We start from the raw sequence: 16,471 nt of genomic DNA, 5'->3' as shown, positions 1-16,471 counted from the left end.
GGGCTCTGCTAGGCTTGTGTTAAAGCCCCATCCATAAAAAAGATAACCCATCATGCTGTCATCGGTTTTCCAGGTTCTGGGCGGTCTGGCCCTGTTTCTCCTGGCTATGGAGATGATGACCAACGGTCTGAAAAACGCCGCCGGCCATCATCTGCGCCATATGCTGGGACACTGGACCAGAACTCCGCTACGCGGTCTGTTTGCCGGCTTTGTCATTACCGGAATCGTGCAGCATTCAGGCGCGGTTACCGTGGCAACCATTGGCTTTGTGAATGCCGGCCTGATGACCCTGGCCCAGTCCCTGGGCGTCGTTTTCGGCTCCAACATCGGCACCACCATGACCGGCTGGCTGGTCAGCCTGATTGGCTTCGGCTTCAAGATTGAAGCCATGGCGCTGCCACTGCTGGCAGCCGGGGTGGGCTTCAAGCTGATCAGCCGCAACCCGAGAAACCAGTTTCTGGGGGAAGCACTGGCAGGTTTTGCGCTGTTTTTCCTGGGGCTGTCGATTCTCAAAACCGCATTGGAATCGTCAGCCCTCGGCTTCCAGAACGGTAACCTGATCAGCGCCGATTACGGCCTGCCGGCCTTCATGCTGATTGGCCTATTGGCCACGGTTCTAACCCAGTCCTCCAGCGCCGCGCTGGCCATCGTGCTCACCGCCGCGGCCGGCGGCCTGATTCCGCTCGATAATGCTGCGGCGGCGGTGATTGGCGCCAATCTGGGTTCCACGTCGACCGCCGCGCTGTCGGCTCTGAAAGCCACGGCAAACGCCCGCCGGCTGGCCACCGGCCACATCCTGTTCAACCTGGTCACCGGCGTCATCGCCCTGCTGGTACTGCCGGCCATGCTCTGGCTGGTGAATACCCTGACCGACTGGCTGGATCTGGAAGCCAACCCGGCGGTTTCGCTGGCCCTGTTCCATACCCTGTTTAACGTTCTGGGTGCCGCGATCATGCTGCCCTTCACCCTGCCATTCGCCCGTTTTCTGGGCCGGCTATTCCGCAGCAAGGAAGAAGACAACGCCGAACCGCGATATCTCGATGACACCCTGGTGACGACACCAGAACTGGCCATCGGCGCCGTGGATCAGGAGATGAAGCGGTTGATTGGCCACAGCCGGGGGTTGCTGCGGGTATGCCTGGACCGGGAAAGCCTGGAGGAATCCGATGTCCGCCCGAAGGCCGATGCCGTGCGTAACCTGAATCTGGCCATCACCGACTACATCGGGCGCCTGAGAGCTGAGAAAATGCATCCGTCGGTGGTAGATGCCCTGACGCTGAGCATTCGCACCTGTCGTTACCTGGCTGAAGCCACCGAGCTGACCCTGCATCTGGTTCGACTTCGGGCGCTGGCCCGGCGCACGGATTTCGAGACTCTGGAGTCGGTTTTCAACCGCTATTTTGAGGTTATTCGGGCGCTGGTGGCCTCAGAAACGCCCGTACCGGAGCAGCTACAGGAAGCCGAAACCGTCTACCATCAGCTGAAAGCAGCCACCCTGCAGAAGATGATCCGGCGGGAATTCAGTTCCAGCCTGGGGGCCCAGGTTCTGGATGAGCTCAGCGCCGTGCGCCGGCTCACCGATCAGTGGAGCAAGGCGCTGTATTGGCAGGACGGCGTGGGGCTACTCAACCAAAGCCATGATCAGGCATCGGCATCCTGAAAACAGTAATAGCGGTTCTTGCCTTCACGCTTGGCCCGATACATGGCCTGGTCAGCCTGGCGAAGCAGCTGATCTCCGTCTATTTCCTCGCCTTGAGGGTACAGGGTGTACCCCATACTCGCAGACACTTCAACGCTGTGATTGGCCACCCACACCGGTTCGGCAATGACCGTTAGCAAACGCGAGAGCAATATATCCAGGGTAACCGCGTCCGGGACATTGACGATGATGGCGGCGAACTCGTCGCCGCCCAATCGTGCCAGACTGTCCTCCTCCCGGAGGGTCGCACGCATGCGCCGGGCCACTTCCACCAGCAAGCCATCACCGGCATCGTGACCAAAGGCATCATTCACCGGTTTGAACTGGTCCAGATCGATGTAGACAACCGCCAACCGGTAATTCTGCCGACGGGCCTGGGCCATGGACTGGTGCAGACGATCCGAGAACAGTACCCGGTTCGGTAAATTGGTCAGGGCGTCGTAGTGGGCCATGATCCGGAGCTGCTTCTCGATCTCTTTCTGCCTTGTGATGTCACTGAAGACACCCACAAAATGGGACAGTTCGCCCTGCTCGTCCAGCACACTGCTCAGACTCAGGTTCAAGACAATGGCCTGGCCGTCCTGATGCCGGGCTGCAAACTCTCCGCTCCACACTCCATGCCTGCTGGCGGCCACCAGTATGGCACTGCCTTCATCTACCGGCATGGGCGGCAGGCTGCCAATAGCAGACTTGTGATCCCGCCCGGTGATCTGGGTGTAGGCCTCGTTGATGTCCATCACCACGCCGTGGGCATCGGTGATAAAAATCGCTTCCCGGGCATTCTTGAACACTCTTAACGCCAACCGCTGCTGTTCCTCAGCCTGCTTTCTGCGCGTGATGTCATGCCAGGAACAGAGTACCGAAGGGATGTCGCTGCCGTGTTCATAAACCGGGGCCAGGGTCATGGCCACCCACACCCGTTCCCCGTTCGAACGCACAAACAGCCATTCCGTCTGGGACACCTCTCCAGCCGTCACCCGGGTAAAGAGCGCCTCGGATTTCTGTGACGACGGAGCTCCATCCGGCTGGCTATGAGGTGAGAAGGCCGCCAGAGACTTGCCCAACAACGAAGCTTCGGAGGTATAGCCAACCAGATCCACGGCCGCCCGGTTGCAGTCCACCAGTTCACCATTGCGGATCATCAGCATCGGCTGGGGCCAACTGGCAATCAGTGTGCGCAGCCTGCGCTCTTCAGAGGCCAGCTGCTTTTTCTTGCGGCCGAGCCAGAGACTCATAATTACCAGCAGTACAAACAGCACAGCAACGGTAATCACCCAGTTACGGTATTGGTGGAGTATGTCGACCCAGGTTACCCTCGGCACCTGATCGTACGGCGGCATCCGCAGGCTTCGGCTCAGCATTTCGACCGACTGGTAATCTGCAGGCGGCGAAAACCCGGCCAGACCCGCCGCCTGCGCCGCCGCATGCTCTGGCTCCAGAGCAAACAGGGCGGAAGCAACCCGGCGTACCGTCCTGCTGTCGACATGGGGCAGAGAAACCAGAGGCCACTCCGGGTACAGCCGGGTGGACAGGACGAACGGATAGCCCCGCAGCTGCTGCGGATTGATGATTTTCAGTTCGCCGGCAAGGTTCGGGTTCTCGCTCAGCAGTTCTTCATAGATACCGGTACGGATGAATCCGACATCGGTATCGCCCGACAGCACCGAGCGGATTACCCTGTCGTGATTGCCCAGAAACACCATCCGGTTGTGGCGGCGGACATCCACGCCCGCATTGACCAGCTCCAGCGCCTGGGCCTGATAACCTCCCAGATACGTCAGCCCCGGCGTAGCAATACTCTTTTTCTCAAGGTCTTGCAGGCGGTTGATATCCTCCCGTTCGGCACGGGCAATGATTACCCCGCCGATACTGCCCGTGGTTTCGCCCTGCCAGTTTCGCCCCAGGGTTGCGAGTGCGCCGGTCAGGCTGCGTTCACTGCGAATCACCAGAAAATGGCTGGGATTGGTGAGGAAGAAATCGATCTGGTTGGCGGCCAGGGCCCGGTTCATATCATCCTGATTGAACACCCTCAGGTTCACCGGCAGGCCGGTTTCCAGGGTCAAGTAGTCGGCCAGGGGCTGATAACGTTCATTGATCACATTATCTGGCCGGTAGGCAAAAACGCCGAGCGTTACCGAGTCCCCGGCTGCCACCGGTGCAGGCACGCTGGCAGCAACCAGCAACAGCCAAACCAGGCAGTGGGAAAGCAAAGCCTTTATCATGGCAGGCTCCGTGGCAGGAAAGCCGGATCGGTCAGGTGCTCATATTGCAGGGGCTTATCCATCAGGCCCTCACGAACCATGATATTTTCCAGGGTCTTCGCCACCACTTCCAGCCGACCGTTGTGCGTGAGGTACCGGTGATTGGCCGAAAGTTCCGGCAACATCACGGTTGCCAGGGACTGGCGCACCATATCCGGTGACACCTCCTGGCGTGTGGCTACCCGATAGACCGCATCGTGCATGTTGCGAACCAGATGCTGCAGGCCAAGAAAATGTCCTTTCACCAGATCCCGTACCGCAGCTGGCTGCCGACTGGCCGCAGCATCCGTGACCACCAGCAGATCGAAGATGGTTTCCGGCAGTTGGCTGCTGTCAAACAGACGTACCGCACCTTCGGCCACCAGCCGGGAGGCCTCCGGTTCGTAGCTGATGGAAGCATCGATATCACCACGCTGCCAGGCCCGGGTATGTTCGTTGACCGGTATGTCCACCACCGATATGTCGTTGCTGGTCAGGCCCGCGCGTTCCAGCACCGAGAACAGCAGGATGCCGGACACGCCACCGAGTTCCACGGCCACCCGCCGGCCCCTCAACCCCGAAAGACCGGTGATTTCGGGCCGAACCAGCAGCACGTCCGCGCCTACGGAGACATTGGTGACGGCTACAGCCTTCACCGGTACACCTGCGGCAAGAACTCTCAGGGTTTCATCCAGGGTCAGGGCTGCGGCGTCCAGGTTGCCAGAAATCAGTCCAGTGATGGAATCACTGGCTGCCCGGCCTTTTACCAGTTGCACCGTTTCCGGCAGCCAACCAAATTCTTCTGCGAGGTACAGGGGTTCGTAACCAATCCAGGGGTGGATACCGGTTCTCAGGGGTTCAGACCGGGAGCAACCGCTCATGCCCGCGGCAACAGCGGCAGCTATCGTCAGTTGCAGAAATTGACGGCGGTGCATCCAGAGGCTCCGGGGACGATATGGTTATTCTTTGCATACTAATCCGTAGCCACTATAGCCGTAAATCTGACCAAAGCATTGCACCGGGTCAAATTGAGCAAAATCAACCTATCCCAGCGACAGAAAAACGCCCATCAGCACCGGTGAAAGGAAGGACAGCAGAAATCCGGAGGCGATAGCCACCGGCACACAGGCCAGGCCGCCACTGCTGCGAATGACCGGCAGCGTGAAATCCATGGCGGTGGCTCCGCCGTAGCCGATGGCCATGGCTGGCCGGGCATGGATCACTAGCGGAATCAGGGCCAGAGCAATAATTTCCCGCAGCACATCGTTCAGGAAAGCGACACCGCCCCAGGCGGGTCCCAAGGCATCACCAATGACAATGCCTGAGAGTGAATACCAACCAAACCCGGAGGCCAGGGCCAAAGACTGATGCCAGGGGATATCCAGTACCGGCACCAGAGCCAGCCCCGCCACCAGGGAGCTAACCACCAGGGCCAGTGCAATCCCCAGCCCCTGGCGGTTCATCAGCAGTTTGCGCAATGACAGGCCGGCATTGCGTAACTGAAGCCCTATAAGGAACAGCAACAACATCAGCGCCCAGGTGGCCACATCGTCCACCATCGGCAGATCCGGGAACAGGAAATACCCGAGCAGAGCACCGACAAGCACGGACAAAAGCGGTTTGAGGCCTGCCAGAAACAGGCGGCCATAACCGGGCCTGGAACCGGTTTCAGCCGCCTCCGTGTGCATGGGCTGCCAACGGTGAAACAGCCAAAGGCCCGCCATGTTCGCCACCAACAAGACCAGCACCAGCCCCGCCACCTGGGCGGCCATGGTACCCAGCTGACCCAGCAGCCCTTCCATCTGCCCCAGCCCCAATCCCAGCAGAGCCAGAATGAAATACACCAGGGCCTCCACCGAATAGTGAATCACGGTCATCAGCTGGCGATTGGAGAGGGCAATGGCAAAGCCCAGAAACAACGGAGCCAGTATCAGGAGCGCACCGGTCAGCATGACAACCTCGAATGAATACAGGGATAAAGTGTAGGACAGTTGCGGTGAAAATCAGGGGCGTTCAGTGCAGGCGCTCGCCGGAGCGGTCCTGTACCAGCACCCAGGGGGCAATGACGACCGCCCAGAGTTCGGCGTTGCGATCATACCAGGCGCGCGCGAGGTCCGGTGCCACCTCGCCCACCTGCCCTCCGGACATCCAGTGCTCGAACTGGGCCTTGTTGTCCGCCGCCAACTGGGCCGCCACATTCAGCAGGTCCAGCTCTGGCGCCACTCGCACTACCTGGCCCCGGGCATAATAGGTTTGCAGCTCATGCCAGTGAATGCGGGAGGTCTCCAGGTTGAGCTTGGCCTTGATTTCTTCCGGCGACTGGGGGGATGACATGACAACCTCGGTGATCAGTTCATTTGCGGGGCGCCAGCCTACCCTAAAACCGATGACGACGCACCCGGTTCAACGCTCCGGGTTGTCGGCCACCAGGCGCCGGATATCATCGGCCAGAGTCATGGGATCAAAGGGTTTCGGAATGACACCGATGGCGCCCAGCAACCGGTATTCCTCAATTTCCGAGGGCTGTAAACGAGCGGTCATAAAGATAACCGGAATATTCAGCCCCTCCGGGCGCTGCTGCAAGGCTTTCAGAGTCTGAGGCCCATCCATACCCGGCATCATCACATCCAGTAAAACCAGATCCGGTCCAAATTCCTCAATGCGTGATAGGGCTTCCTGACCGGAGGCACACAGGCAGACATCGAAGCCGCCCACATCCACCAGTGCCAGCTCAGCCACACTGCGAATGTCCTCATCATCCTCAACGTAAAGCACGCGATCAACTTGTTGGCTCACGAGGGCTTTAACTCCTTTGGTTCAGTCTCATCCAGGCCCAGCCGTCGCAGTAAACGCTGGCATTCTTCGCCGGATTTCGCACCTGCCGCTTCCAGAGAGGCCGCCCTCATCACCAGTCGGTCTTCACGGGTACAGTCAGAACCAAGCGAATGCACTGCCCCAATCAACTCCCTCAAACCGAGTGGCAGATGCCAGTGAATTTTCAGTCGGTTTCCAAACGGTGCGGACCATTCCCGAAACAGGGCTTCAAACGCGGCCTCCTCGACTTCGCCACCCAGCGCCACGTATTCATCCAGCACTTTGACCAGGGCCATCTCACCAAGGCGACTGAGCAGGCCAGCCTGCTGGAACAGCACCGGCTGCTTTTTGAGTCTCAGCGCCAGAGCCTGGGCGGATTTTGCGACACTGAGCGCCTGGCCGTAATAGACGCCAACCCGAGCGCGCAACGGCGGATGCTGGATATTGCGCGAAACATCCAGAGACAATGCCAGCGCCTGGTTTAACGCCATCGCAACCCCGATCGAACTGATCGCGTCCCGGACTGTATCCAGAGGTTCACCCGTACGGCGAAAGGAGGTGCTGTTGGCCACATCCAGCAGGCGCAGCGTCAGCGCTGGGTGATCCCGCCACCGTTCTGCAAGTTGCGAAGCAGAAAGCTCGTCCTGACGCCGGTATAAATCCAGAATCTCAGCAGCATCCAGATCGGACGGCAACTGCGTAATGTTCTCCAGCGCATCGGCCAGATAACTCGAGATCGAAGGCAGCTTCGCAGGAGTATCGGACAGGAGATCGGTGAGTTTCTTATGCAGGACACGAACGTCCAGAGGCTTGGTGATATAGCCATTGATGCCGTAATGGGCGGCCTTCAAAACGGAGTCCCGATCGGCCCGGGCCGAGACGATCACAACGGGCATGGTCGCTTTAGCCGAACGCACCCTGCGAACCAGCTCCAGCCCCGAGCCATCTGGCAGGTTCCAGTCCGCAATAATCAGATCGAAATCGTCATCGTCAACAAACCGGAAGGCCTCGGACAGCCGGCTCGCCACCGTCACCCGCATGCCCGGACGGAGCCCCGCCACTACTGTCTCCAGCAGTTCCGAAAAGAGATCATCGTCTTCAAGCACCAATGCTTTCAAGGCATTCTCCGCAACATGATTGACCTACGCGTTATCTGTATACAACGTAACGCCATTGCGGCCGTTTCGTTTCCGCTCATAGAGTGCCTTGTCAGCCGCCTCGATGATTTGATCACCGGCAGAAAAATCATTGATTTTTGCGACCCCTGCGCTGAACGTCACGTGAAACACCTCTTCTTCACTGGAAAACTCCAGTTCAGAAAAACTCTCAAGAATACCGGACATCAGTCGCAAGGCTGCTGACGGCTCACAATGCGGCAGTACCACGAGAAATTCTTCACCACCGTAGCGACCGATGGCATCAGATTCCCTCAGCCGGTTGCGCAAAAGATTGGCCAGAGTCCGGATGACAACATCACCCTGTGCATGCCCCCAGGTGTCATTTACCTGCTTGAAATGATCAATGTCGAGCAGAACCGCAACAGAACTGTAATCGCCCCGGGTGCAACGCTGACGCTCCCTTTCCACTTCCTGTTTGATTACCGAGTGTTTCAGCAGTCGCGTCAGACTATCGCGGTTCATCAGCTCAGACAGCTGCCGAGCCCGATGACAGCGCATCTGCACCGCACGAATCAGGTAGTCTTCCGAAATCGGCTTTACCAGGAACTCATCGGCACCGCCCGACAGTGCACGAAGCTGGCGCTCCGGATCATCTTCGGAAGACAAGTAAACAATCGGCAGGCTCAACCAGCGGGCATGGAAGCGGATCATCCGAGCCAGAATGACGCCAGAATGCGCGCCAAGCTCGATATCCATCAGCAACAACTCAGGCTCGAACGCATAGAGTTCTGACAGCAGCGTCAAAGGGTCCGATACGGCATGAGCCTCAATACCGGCAGACTTGAGCACCAGGCAATAGTGCTCGGCCAGTTCCCGGTCGTCGTCGACGATCATCACGCGGCCTTTGGTGCCGGCGGCCAGTTCCTGAACCAGGGTTTCCAGCCGCTCCACCAGCTCGGGCAAATCCACCGGCGCCGACATGAACGCACGTGCCCCGTGCTGGGCAACGTGATAGCGACGATCGAAGTTTTCAGCCTGTCCGATGCAAACAACCGGCACCGGTGGCTGATAGGCGCCGCGGGGGTGGGCCTCCAACCAACGAGCCACACCTTCAATACTGGCATCGCTGCAGAGCACGGCTGCTGCGTTACAGGGGTCAGCGCTCGAAGCTAGCAGCACGCCTTCCCGGCTCTCTATCGTCTCAACGGAAAACCCGTATTTCTGCAATTCATCCGGCAAAGACGCCAATTGATCCGTGGCATCAAGGACCACGATCAGCCGAACCTGCATGCCATGGGAAATCAGCTCTTCATCAGGTTGCACCGATCGCTCCCGCTCCGTGGACAACGGGTTATCCAGATCGGCGATGCCAATCAGGAGCTCGAGCTGGTCGGCGATGTTTTCATCAACGGGAAGAAAATCGAACTGGCCGTCAGATTCCGCCGCCAACGCTTTCTGCTCTCGCTTGAGACGTTTTTCGAGATCTCGTGCAAATTCTCCAAGGGACGGGAAACCAAACGTGCCCCCAGATCCCGCCAACTTATGAAGTCTCTGACGACAGTCATTAAGTGCCAGTTCATCGACATGACCTTTCCTAACCTGGTCAGCAAAGTCTGAAAGGTACGCCAACTCGCCCCTCAAACGCTCGATAAAACGCAGTCTCAGAACGTTCAGGCGATCACTGATGTAATCTTGCTGCTGGTTATCCAAAAAAACTCCCCGAATCCTGGTTTTTCCGACTCTGGAAATACTCTAAGCTCTATGTAACCACGTTTTTCCGCTCTCGACCACGCCACTAAGGATTACCGTTGAGATCCCCATCGTTAGGTATACGTGTCACCCTGATCACGATCTCCAGCAGTATTGCGACCATGGCAGCCGTGTTGTTTTTTGCCTATAACGGACTGGTGCGGGATTTCGAGAACGTTCTGACCCAACGGCAGTTGCTGGAAACTGACTCGGCTACCCGAGTTGTGGACCAACAACTTCAGATTCGCCTGGAGGCCCTGAAGGCCTTCTCGGCTTTTCTCACGGACGGCGACAACCTGCGCCCTCTGCCTGAGTTGAAAGAGCTTCTCGGCCGCCAGCCCAGTCTTGAACGTTATTTCGAAGGCGGCCTGCTCATTTTTGATGACAAGGGTGTCGCCATTGCAGAGAACCGGTTTGTGCCCAGACGAATCGGCACCAACTACTCAGACCGCCCGCATTTCCGGGAAGCCCTGACCAGCCGGCAAGCGGTGATCAGCCGTCCCATTATCGGCCGCACCACCGGATTGCCACTGCTGTCTTTTCTGTCTCCCATTGTCAGTGACGACGGCGATTTGCTGGGCTTGGCGGGCGGCAGCATCAACCTGGCTGAATCCGGCATCATTCCCGACTCCTTGAGTGAAAAAAGCAACGCCATCTTCAAGGTGCTCGATACCGGGCATTTCACTCAGGTGGATTCGCTGACCCCCGGCGCTCCGATGCCTGAGCTACCCCCACCCGGCGAGAACCTGATTATCGACGCAGCGCTGTCTGGCGTCACATCGGGTGTCGTGACCGACAAATCCGGTAAACGCTGGATTTATGCGACCCGTCATCTGGAGCGTGTCGGCTGGTTGTTTCTGCGCGCAGAGCCCTATGAAGGCGTGACCGGCCCGGCCAGGGCCTCATTTGAAAACTTTCTGCTGCTCAGCGTACTGGCTGCACTGATTCTGGCCACCGCAGCCTGGCTACTCGGGCGCACTGCCACCCGGCCCCTGGAACACATGTCCACGCGGATAAGGGCCATGGTGGATGGCGCATCGGATACCCGCCGCTTGAAGCCCAAGGGGCCACCGGAAACCCGCAATCTCGCGCTGGCCTTCAACCGGCTGATGGAGGAACGGGAAGCTCTGGACCAGATGAAAGACCAGTTTGTGGCCACCGTGAGTCATGAATTGAGAACGCCTCTGACCTCAATCAACGGCTCTTTGAAACTGCTGGACCGGGAGGCGGCCGGCGAGCTTCCGGAAAAGGCCCGGAAAATGGTGCAAGTAGCGCTGCGCAACGGCGAACAACTGCAGCTGCTGATTTCAGATCTGCTGGATTTCAATAAAGCCATCGCCGGAAAAATGATGTTGCAGATTGGCACAATCCAGGTCAGTGAAGCCCTGGAGCAGGCCATCGAAGGCAATCGCTCAATGGCCACCCATTATGGTGTCTCTTTGAGCGCAGTCCCGGCCCCTGAACCGTTGGTGGTCCGAGCCGACCCCCAGCGACTGCGACAGATACTGGACAACTTTATCAGCAACGCCATCAAGTTCTCACCTACTGGTGCCGCCGTTCAGCTGTCCGCCCGAGCGGTTAATCAGAACACCATCCGATTCATCGTTTCGGACCACGGCCCGGGGGTGGATGAGCAGTTTATCCCACATCTGTTCGAGCGGTTTGCACAAGCCAACCCATCCTCAAAACAGGCACAGTCCGGCACTGGCCTGGGGCTGGCCATTTGCCGTGAGCTGGCCCATCTGATGCACGGCCAAGTGGGCTACTATTACCAGCAAGGGGCCCATTTCTGGCTCGACATCCCCCGCCAGGAGACCTCAAGGGAGCCTGATCATGAAGTCACCTGAGTACCCACCCGAAGAACCACAACGGCTCTCCGCCCTGGAGGCGACAAAGCTGCTCGACACTCCCCCGGAGGAGCGCTTCGATCGGGTAACAAGGCTTGCCGCCGAGGCGTTCGATGTGCCGATTGCGTTGGTGTCACTGGTCGACCGGGAACGCCAGTGGTTCAAGTCCTGCTATGGCCTGGGAGTCCGGGAAACCGGTCGTGACATTTCGTTCTGCGGCCATGCCATCCTGAAATCCGAAGCCTTCGTGGTTTCCGATGCCCTCGCCGATGAACGCTTCTCCGACAACCCCCTGGTCACGGGAGAACCTCACATCCGTTTCTATGCGGGCGCACCGCTGGAGGACCGCTCCGGCTTTCGCATTGGCACCCTATGCATTATCGACAAAAAACCTCGAGGCTTTTCGAACCGGGACGAGAAAACACTCAGAGACCTGGCCGATATCATCGAACGCGAACTCCAGTTTCAGGAGCTGGGCAACTACTACAGTGAGCGCACCCGTGCACTGAATACACTGAACGAAATCGTTCTGGAAGTGAAAGGCAATCTTGATACTGCCATTCCGCTAGCGCTCAACAAGGCCAACCATTTCCTGGGAACAGAAACGGCCATTGTCAGCGAAATCAATGGTGGCGCCTACACCGTACTCTGGCACCATGCGCGCCGAAACGAGGCACTTGAGAACGGACTCACCTTGCCCGTTGAGCAAACCTACTGCTCCATTCTTCTTGAGCGGGGTGACGTGCTCGCCATCAACCACATGGGGCGTTCGCGATTTCAGGATCATCCCTGCTACGCCGAGTTTGGTCTGGAAAGCTACCTGGCCGCGCCAATCTGGATAGATGACACACTGTTCGGAACTCTGAACTTTTCATCCTCCATACCGCGCAAACCACCGTTTACCGAAACGGAAAAGATGTTTGTAAACCTGCTGGCCCGCTGGGTCGCCGACGCCATTCACCAGTCCCGGCAGGCCGAGACCCTGGAAAAACTCGTCAGCAACGCGCCGGGAATGCTCTACCAGTACCGTCTCTGGCCAGACGGCCACAGCACCTTCCCCTACACCAGCCAAGGTATCCAGCAGATCTACAACATCAGCGCCGAAGCTGCGGCAAACGATGCCAGTCCGGTTTTCGGCGTTATCCACCCTGAAGACCTTCCACAGGTTGCGGAGAGCATTCAACAGTCCGCAGACACTTTGAGCCGTTGGCACCAGCGTTATCGAATTCAGTGGCAAGGCCACAACTGGCATTGGGTCGAGGGGCAGGCCAACCCCGAAAAACTGCCGGATGGCAGCATTCTCTGGCACGGCTATATCGTAGACATCAACGAGCGATACGAAGCCGAACAGATGAAGAACCAGTTCATCTCCACCGTCAGCCACGAACTGCGCACTCCCCTCACTTCGATTTCCGGGTCCCTGGGGCTGATTTTGGGTGGTATTACGGGGAACATCGACGAAAAAAATCGGCACATGCTCTCCATCGCAAAGCGCAACGCCGACCATCTGAAACTGCTGATAGACGACCTCCTGGACATCGAAAAACTGATTGCGGGCAACATGCCCATCGCGCCTGAGGAGCAAGGCATTGGAACGTGCGTGACCGCCGCCATTGAAGAAATCCAGCCCTTTGCCAAACAGCGCCAGGTGCGCATCACACTGCGGGACGGCTCGCCGGGGCTTACGGCGCTGTTTGACAGCATTCGGCTGAAACAGGCTATCACCAACCTGTTGTCAAACGCCGTCAAGTTCTCACATGAGCGCAGCGAAGTCCTCGTCGATATTGAATCGTCAGAATCGACGGTGCGCATCTTGGTGAAAGACCAGGGTATCGGCGTACCCGAAAGCTTCCGGTCAAGAATCTTCCAGAAGTTCGCTCAGGCAGATGGCTCTGCAACCCGGGGAAAAGGCGGAACCGGCCTTGGACTGGCAATCACCAAGGAAATCATGGCGCAGATGGATGGCAGTGTAGGCTTCACTTCTACCGAAGGGCAAGGATCAACATTTTGGCTGGAATTGCCATTAATGTGAACTTACGTTCGCCAGGTTAAAGGCGGGTGAAGAAATGGTGGCGTCGGGCGGACCATGTCCAGAAAGGACATAGTCCGGGAGCCACCCGTTTCATTAAGCACCCGCCCCCTCAGGCGTTTTTCAGCATCTCCCGCACCACGTAATGCAGGATACCACCATGCTGGAAATACACTGCCTCGTTGGCGGTATCAATCCGTGACTTCAGCTCGCAGGTTTCGGTAGAGCCATCCTTGTATTTCACCGTCATGGTCAGGGTCTGGCCCGGTTTGATCTCGCCAGACAGTCCCTGAATGCTGATCGTTTCCTCCCCGGTGAGTTTCAGGCTCTTGCGATCAGTCCCCTCCGGGAATTGCAGCGGCATCACGCCCATGCCAATAAGGTTGGAGCGATGGATGCGCTCATAGGATTCCGCTACCACGGCTTTTACGCCCAGCAACCGGGTGCCCTTGGCGGCCCAATCCCGACTGGAGCCGGTGCCGTATTCCTTGCCGGCAATCACAACCAGCGGCGTGCCCTGCTCCTGGTACTTCATGGCGGCATCGTAGATGGCCATTTGTTCCCCGGTGGGCACAAATCTGGTGAAACCGCCTTCCACGCCGTCGAGCATTTCATTGCGTATGCGCACGTTGGCAAAGGTGCCGCGCATCATCACCTCGTGATTGCCCCGGCGGGAGCCGTAGGAGTTGAAGTCTTTTGGTTTTACACCATGTTCCTGCAGGTATTTGCCCGCCGGTGTATCCGGCTTGAAGGAGCCGGCCGGCGAAATATGGTCGGTGGTCACCGAGTCTCCCAACAGGGCCAGGATGTTGGCATCCGTTATGTCATCGATGGCCTCGGGCTGCTCACCCATGCCTTCGAAGAAGGGCGGATGCTGGATGTAGGTGGATTTGTCACTCCACTCATACACCTTGCTTTCCGGCACCTTGATAGATTTCCAGATGTCGTCGCCCTCGAAGACCTCGCCGTATTCCTTGCGGAACATGTCGGTCTTGACCTTCTCGACCGCTTCCGCGATCTCGGCCTGGCTTGGCCACAGGTCTTTCAGGTACACCGGGTTGCCATCCTGGTCTGCGCCCAGAGGATCCTTGGTGAGGTCCACCCGTACGTTGCCCGCCAAAGCATAGGCAACGACCAGTGGGGGCGACGCCAGCCAGTTGGTTTTCACCAGCGGATGCACCCGGCCCTCGAAATTGCGGTTACCGGACAGCACCGAGGCCACGGTGAGATCCCCATCAGTAATGGCTTTCTCGACTTCATCCGGCAGCGGGCCGGAGTTACCGATACAGGTGGTGCAGCCATAACCCACCAGGTTGAAACCCAGTTCGTTCATGTCATCCTGAAGGCCGGCCACTTTGAGGTAGTCGGTCACCACCTTGGAGCCCGGCGCCAGTGAGGTTTTGACCCAGGGTTTGGTTTTCAGACCCTTGGCCACGGCCTTTTTGGCAATCAGGCCAGCCGCCATCATCACGCTGGGGTTGGATGTATTGGTACAGGAGGTAATCGCCGCAATCACCACCGCGCCCGGGTCCAGCCGGGTAGATTCACCATTCATGTGAAGTGGCTGACTGGCGGGGTGTTCGAAATAGGCGCTCTGAGCACCGACCGCGGTTCCACCCCCTTCCGATTCCAGCTTGGCCTCACGGCTTTCTGCCGGGCCTTCCGAAGTTTCCATCAGCAATTCAAACGACGCTTTCATGTTGGTGAGGGCGACCCGGTCCTGGGGCCGCTTCGGGCCGGCAAGGCTGGCTTCCACTTCACCCATGTCCAGCTCCAGGGTGTCGGTGTATACCGGCTCATGACCGGGTTCCCGCCACAATCCCTGGGCTTTGGCGTAGTTTTCAACCAGTTCCAGCAGTGCTTCATCCCGCCCGGTCAGGCGCATGTAGTTGATGGTTTGTTCATCCACCGGGAAGAAACCACAGGTAGCACCGTATTCCGGCGCCATATTGGCAATGGTGGCACGGTCGGCCACGGGCATGTCTTTCAGACCGTCCCCATAGAACTCCACAAACTTGCCCACCACGCCTTTCTTGCGCAGCATTTCCGTGACGGTCAGCACCAGGTCGGTCGCCGTGATGCCCTCCCTCAGCTTTCCGGTGATCTTGAAACCGATCACCTCCGGAATCAGCATGGAGACCGGCTGGCCAAGCATGGCGGCTTCCGCTTCGATACCGCCCACGCCCCAGCCGAGTATGCCCAGACCGTTGATCATGGTGGTGTGGGAATCGGTGCCCACCAGCGTGTCCGGGTAGGCGATGGTTTTACCGTCCACCTCCTTCTGCCACACCGTTTTGCCCAGATATTCCAGATTCACCTGATGGCAGATGCCGGTGCCCGGCGGCACCACCCGGAAGTTGTCAAAGGCCTGCTGGCCCCAACGCAGGAACTCGTAACGCTCCTGGTTGCGCTCCATCTCTATGGCGACGTTTTCCTTGAAGGCAGACGGGTTACCATATTTGTCCACCATCACCGAGTGGTCGATCACCAGATCCACCGGCGATAACGGGTTGATCAGGGCGGGATCTTTACCAGCGTTCTTCACGGCCTCGCGCATGGCCGCCAGGTCCACTACCCCGGGCACCCCGGTGAAATCCTGCATCAGAACCCGGGCCGGACGGAACTGGATTTCGGTATCCGAGCCCCGGTCTTTCAACCATTGCACCATGGCATCAATGTGGGAGCGGTCGACCGTCGTATCATCTTCGTTGCGCAGCAGGTTCTCCATCAACACTTTCAACGAGAACGGCAGGCGGTTGAGGTCGCCCAGGGTGTCCGCTGCCTTGGGCAAACTGTAGTAGTGGTAGGTCTGGCCACCCGCGCTCAGGGTGGAGAGGGTATTCAGGCTGTCTTTACTCAGGGATGAACTCGACATGCGATGCCTCCTCTTCGGAAATCTCCTTTAACTATTGCATCGAATGGCGAGAGTTCAACTGCAGTCCCGTGAATGTTCCGCATTACCCCGGTGAATACTG

11 protein-coding genes are annotated in these 16,471 nt (G+C 58.3%); 3 read left to right on the top strand and 8 right to left on the bottom strand.

What is annotated here, in order from left to right; all coding sequences use genetic code 11:
* The first annotated feature begins 52 nt into the window (after window positions 1-52).
* Window positions 53-1,660, top strand: a complete 1,608-nt coding sequence (locus Q674_RS35060; protein WP_023009451.1) for a Na/Pi cotransporter family protein — start codon at window positions 53-55, stop codon at window positions 1,658-1,660.
* Here the strand turns inward: Q674_RS35060 and Q674_RS35055 are convergent.
* The 7 genes from Q674_RS35055 to Q674_RS35025 all read right to left on the bottom strand — a co-directional run bounded on the left by Q674_RS35055 (window position 1,642) and on the right by Q674_RS35025 (window position 9,581).
* Entirely contained in the window at window positions 1,642-3,921 is a 2,280-nt protein-coding gene (locus tag Q674_RS35055; RefSeq protein ID WP_023009450.1) for a diguanylate cyclase domain-containing protein, read from the bottom strand. The two genes, Q674_RS35060 and Q674_RS35055, sit on opposite strands and share 19 nt — an antisense overlap.
* A complete protein-coding gene (locus tag Q674_RS35050) occupies window positions 3,918-4,874 on the bottom strand; it encodes an ABC transporter substrate-binding protein (protein ID WP_023009449.1) in 957 nt (318 codons plus the stop codon). The genes Q674_RS35055 and Q674_RS35050 overlap by 4 nt, the downstream gene beginning before the upstream one ends.
* A 108-nt stretch (window positions 4,875-4,982) precedes the next feature.
* Window positions 4,983-5,891, bottom strand: a complete 909-nt coding sequence (locus Q674_RS35045; protein WP_023009448.1) for a lysine exporter LysO family protein — start codon at window positions 5,889-5,891, stop codon at window positions 4,983-4,985.
* Window positions 5,892-5,952: 61 nt separating this feature from the next.
* Window positions 5,953-6,273 carry a DUF2288 domain-containing protein gene (locus tag Q674_RS35040; protein ID WP_011787074.1) on the bottom strand — a complete coding sequence of 107 codons (321 nt, stop codon included), beginning with the start codon at window positions 6,271-6,273 and terminating at the stop codon, window positions 5,953-5,955.
* 69 nt (window positions 6,274-6,342) lie between these two features.
* Window positions 6,343-6,735 (bottom strand): response regulator, encoded by a 393-nt coding sequence (locus Q674_RS35035; RefSeq protein WP_023009447.1) that lies wholly within the window; start codon window positions 6,733-6,735, stop codon window positions 6,343-6,345.
* Window positions 6,732-7,871, bottom strand: coding sequence for a response regulator (locus Q674_RS35030; protein WP_023009446.1), 1,140 nt, complete (start codon window positions 7,869-7,871; stop codon window positions 6,732-6,734). The genes Q674_RS35035 and Q674_RS35030 overlap by 4 nt, the downstream gene beginning before the upstream one ends.
* A gap of 24 nt (window positions 7,872-7,895) precedes the next feature.
* Window positions 7,896-9,581 (bottom strand): diguanylate cyclase, encoded by a 1,686-nt coding sequence (locus tag Q674_RS35025; protein WP_023009445.1) that lies wholly within the window; start codon window positions 9,579-9,581, stop codon window positions 7,896-7,898.
* Window positions 9,582-9,742: 161 nt separating this feature from the next.
* Here Q674_RS35025 and Q674_RS35020 point away from each other — a divergent pair, with 161 nt between their 5' ends.
* Both Q674_RS35020 and Q674_RS35015 read left to right on the top strand, forming a co-directional pair.
* A complete protein-coding gene (locus tag Q674_RS35020) occupies window positions 9,743-11,467 on the top strand; it encodes an ATP-binding protein (RefSeq protein WP_023009444.1) in 1,725 nt (574 codons plus the stop codon).
* Window positions 11,454-13,499: a GAF domain-containing protein gene (locus Q674_RS35015; protein WP_023009443.1), complete on the top strand. Its 2,046-nt coding sequence runs from the start codon at window positions 11,454-11,456 to the stop codon at window positions 13,497-13,499. The genes Q674_RS35020 and Q674_RS35015 overlap by 14 nt, the downstream gene beginning before the upstream one ends.
* 109 nt (window positions 13,500-13,608) lie before the next feature.
* Here Q674_RS35015 and acnA read toward each other — a convergent pair whose 3' ends face one another.
* On the bottom strand, window positions 13,609-16,371 hold the full coding sequence (acnA, locus tag Q674_RS35010) for an aconitate hydratase AcnA (RefSeq protein ID WP_023009442.1): 2,763 nt from the start codon (window positions 16,369-16,371) through the stop codon (window positions 13,609-13,611).
* Window positions 16,372-16,471: the final 100 nt, after the last annotated feature.

Source organism: Marinobacter sp. EVN1, assembly GCF_000475375.1.
In the GTDB taxonomy this organism is placed as follows: domain Bacteria; phylum Pseudomonadota; class Gammaproteobacteria; order Pseudomonadales; family Oleiphilaceae; genus Marinobacter; species Marinobacter nauticus.
The sequence above is the reverse complement of the archived record's forward strand: the minus strand, read 5'-3'. Positions and strand labels throughout refer to the sequence as shown.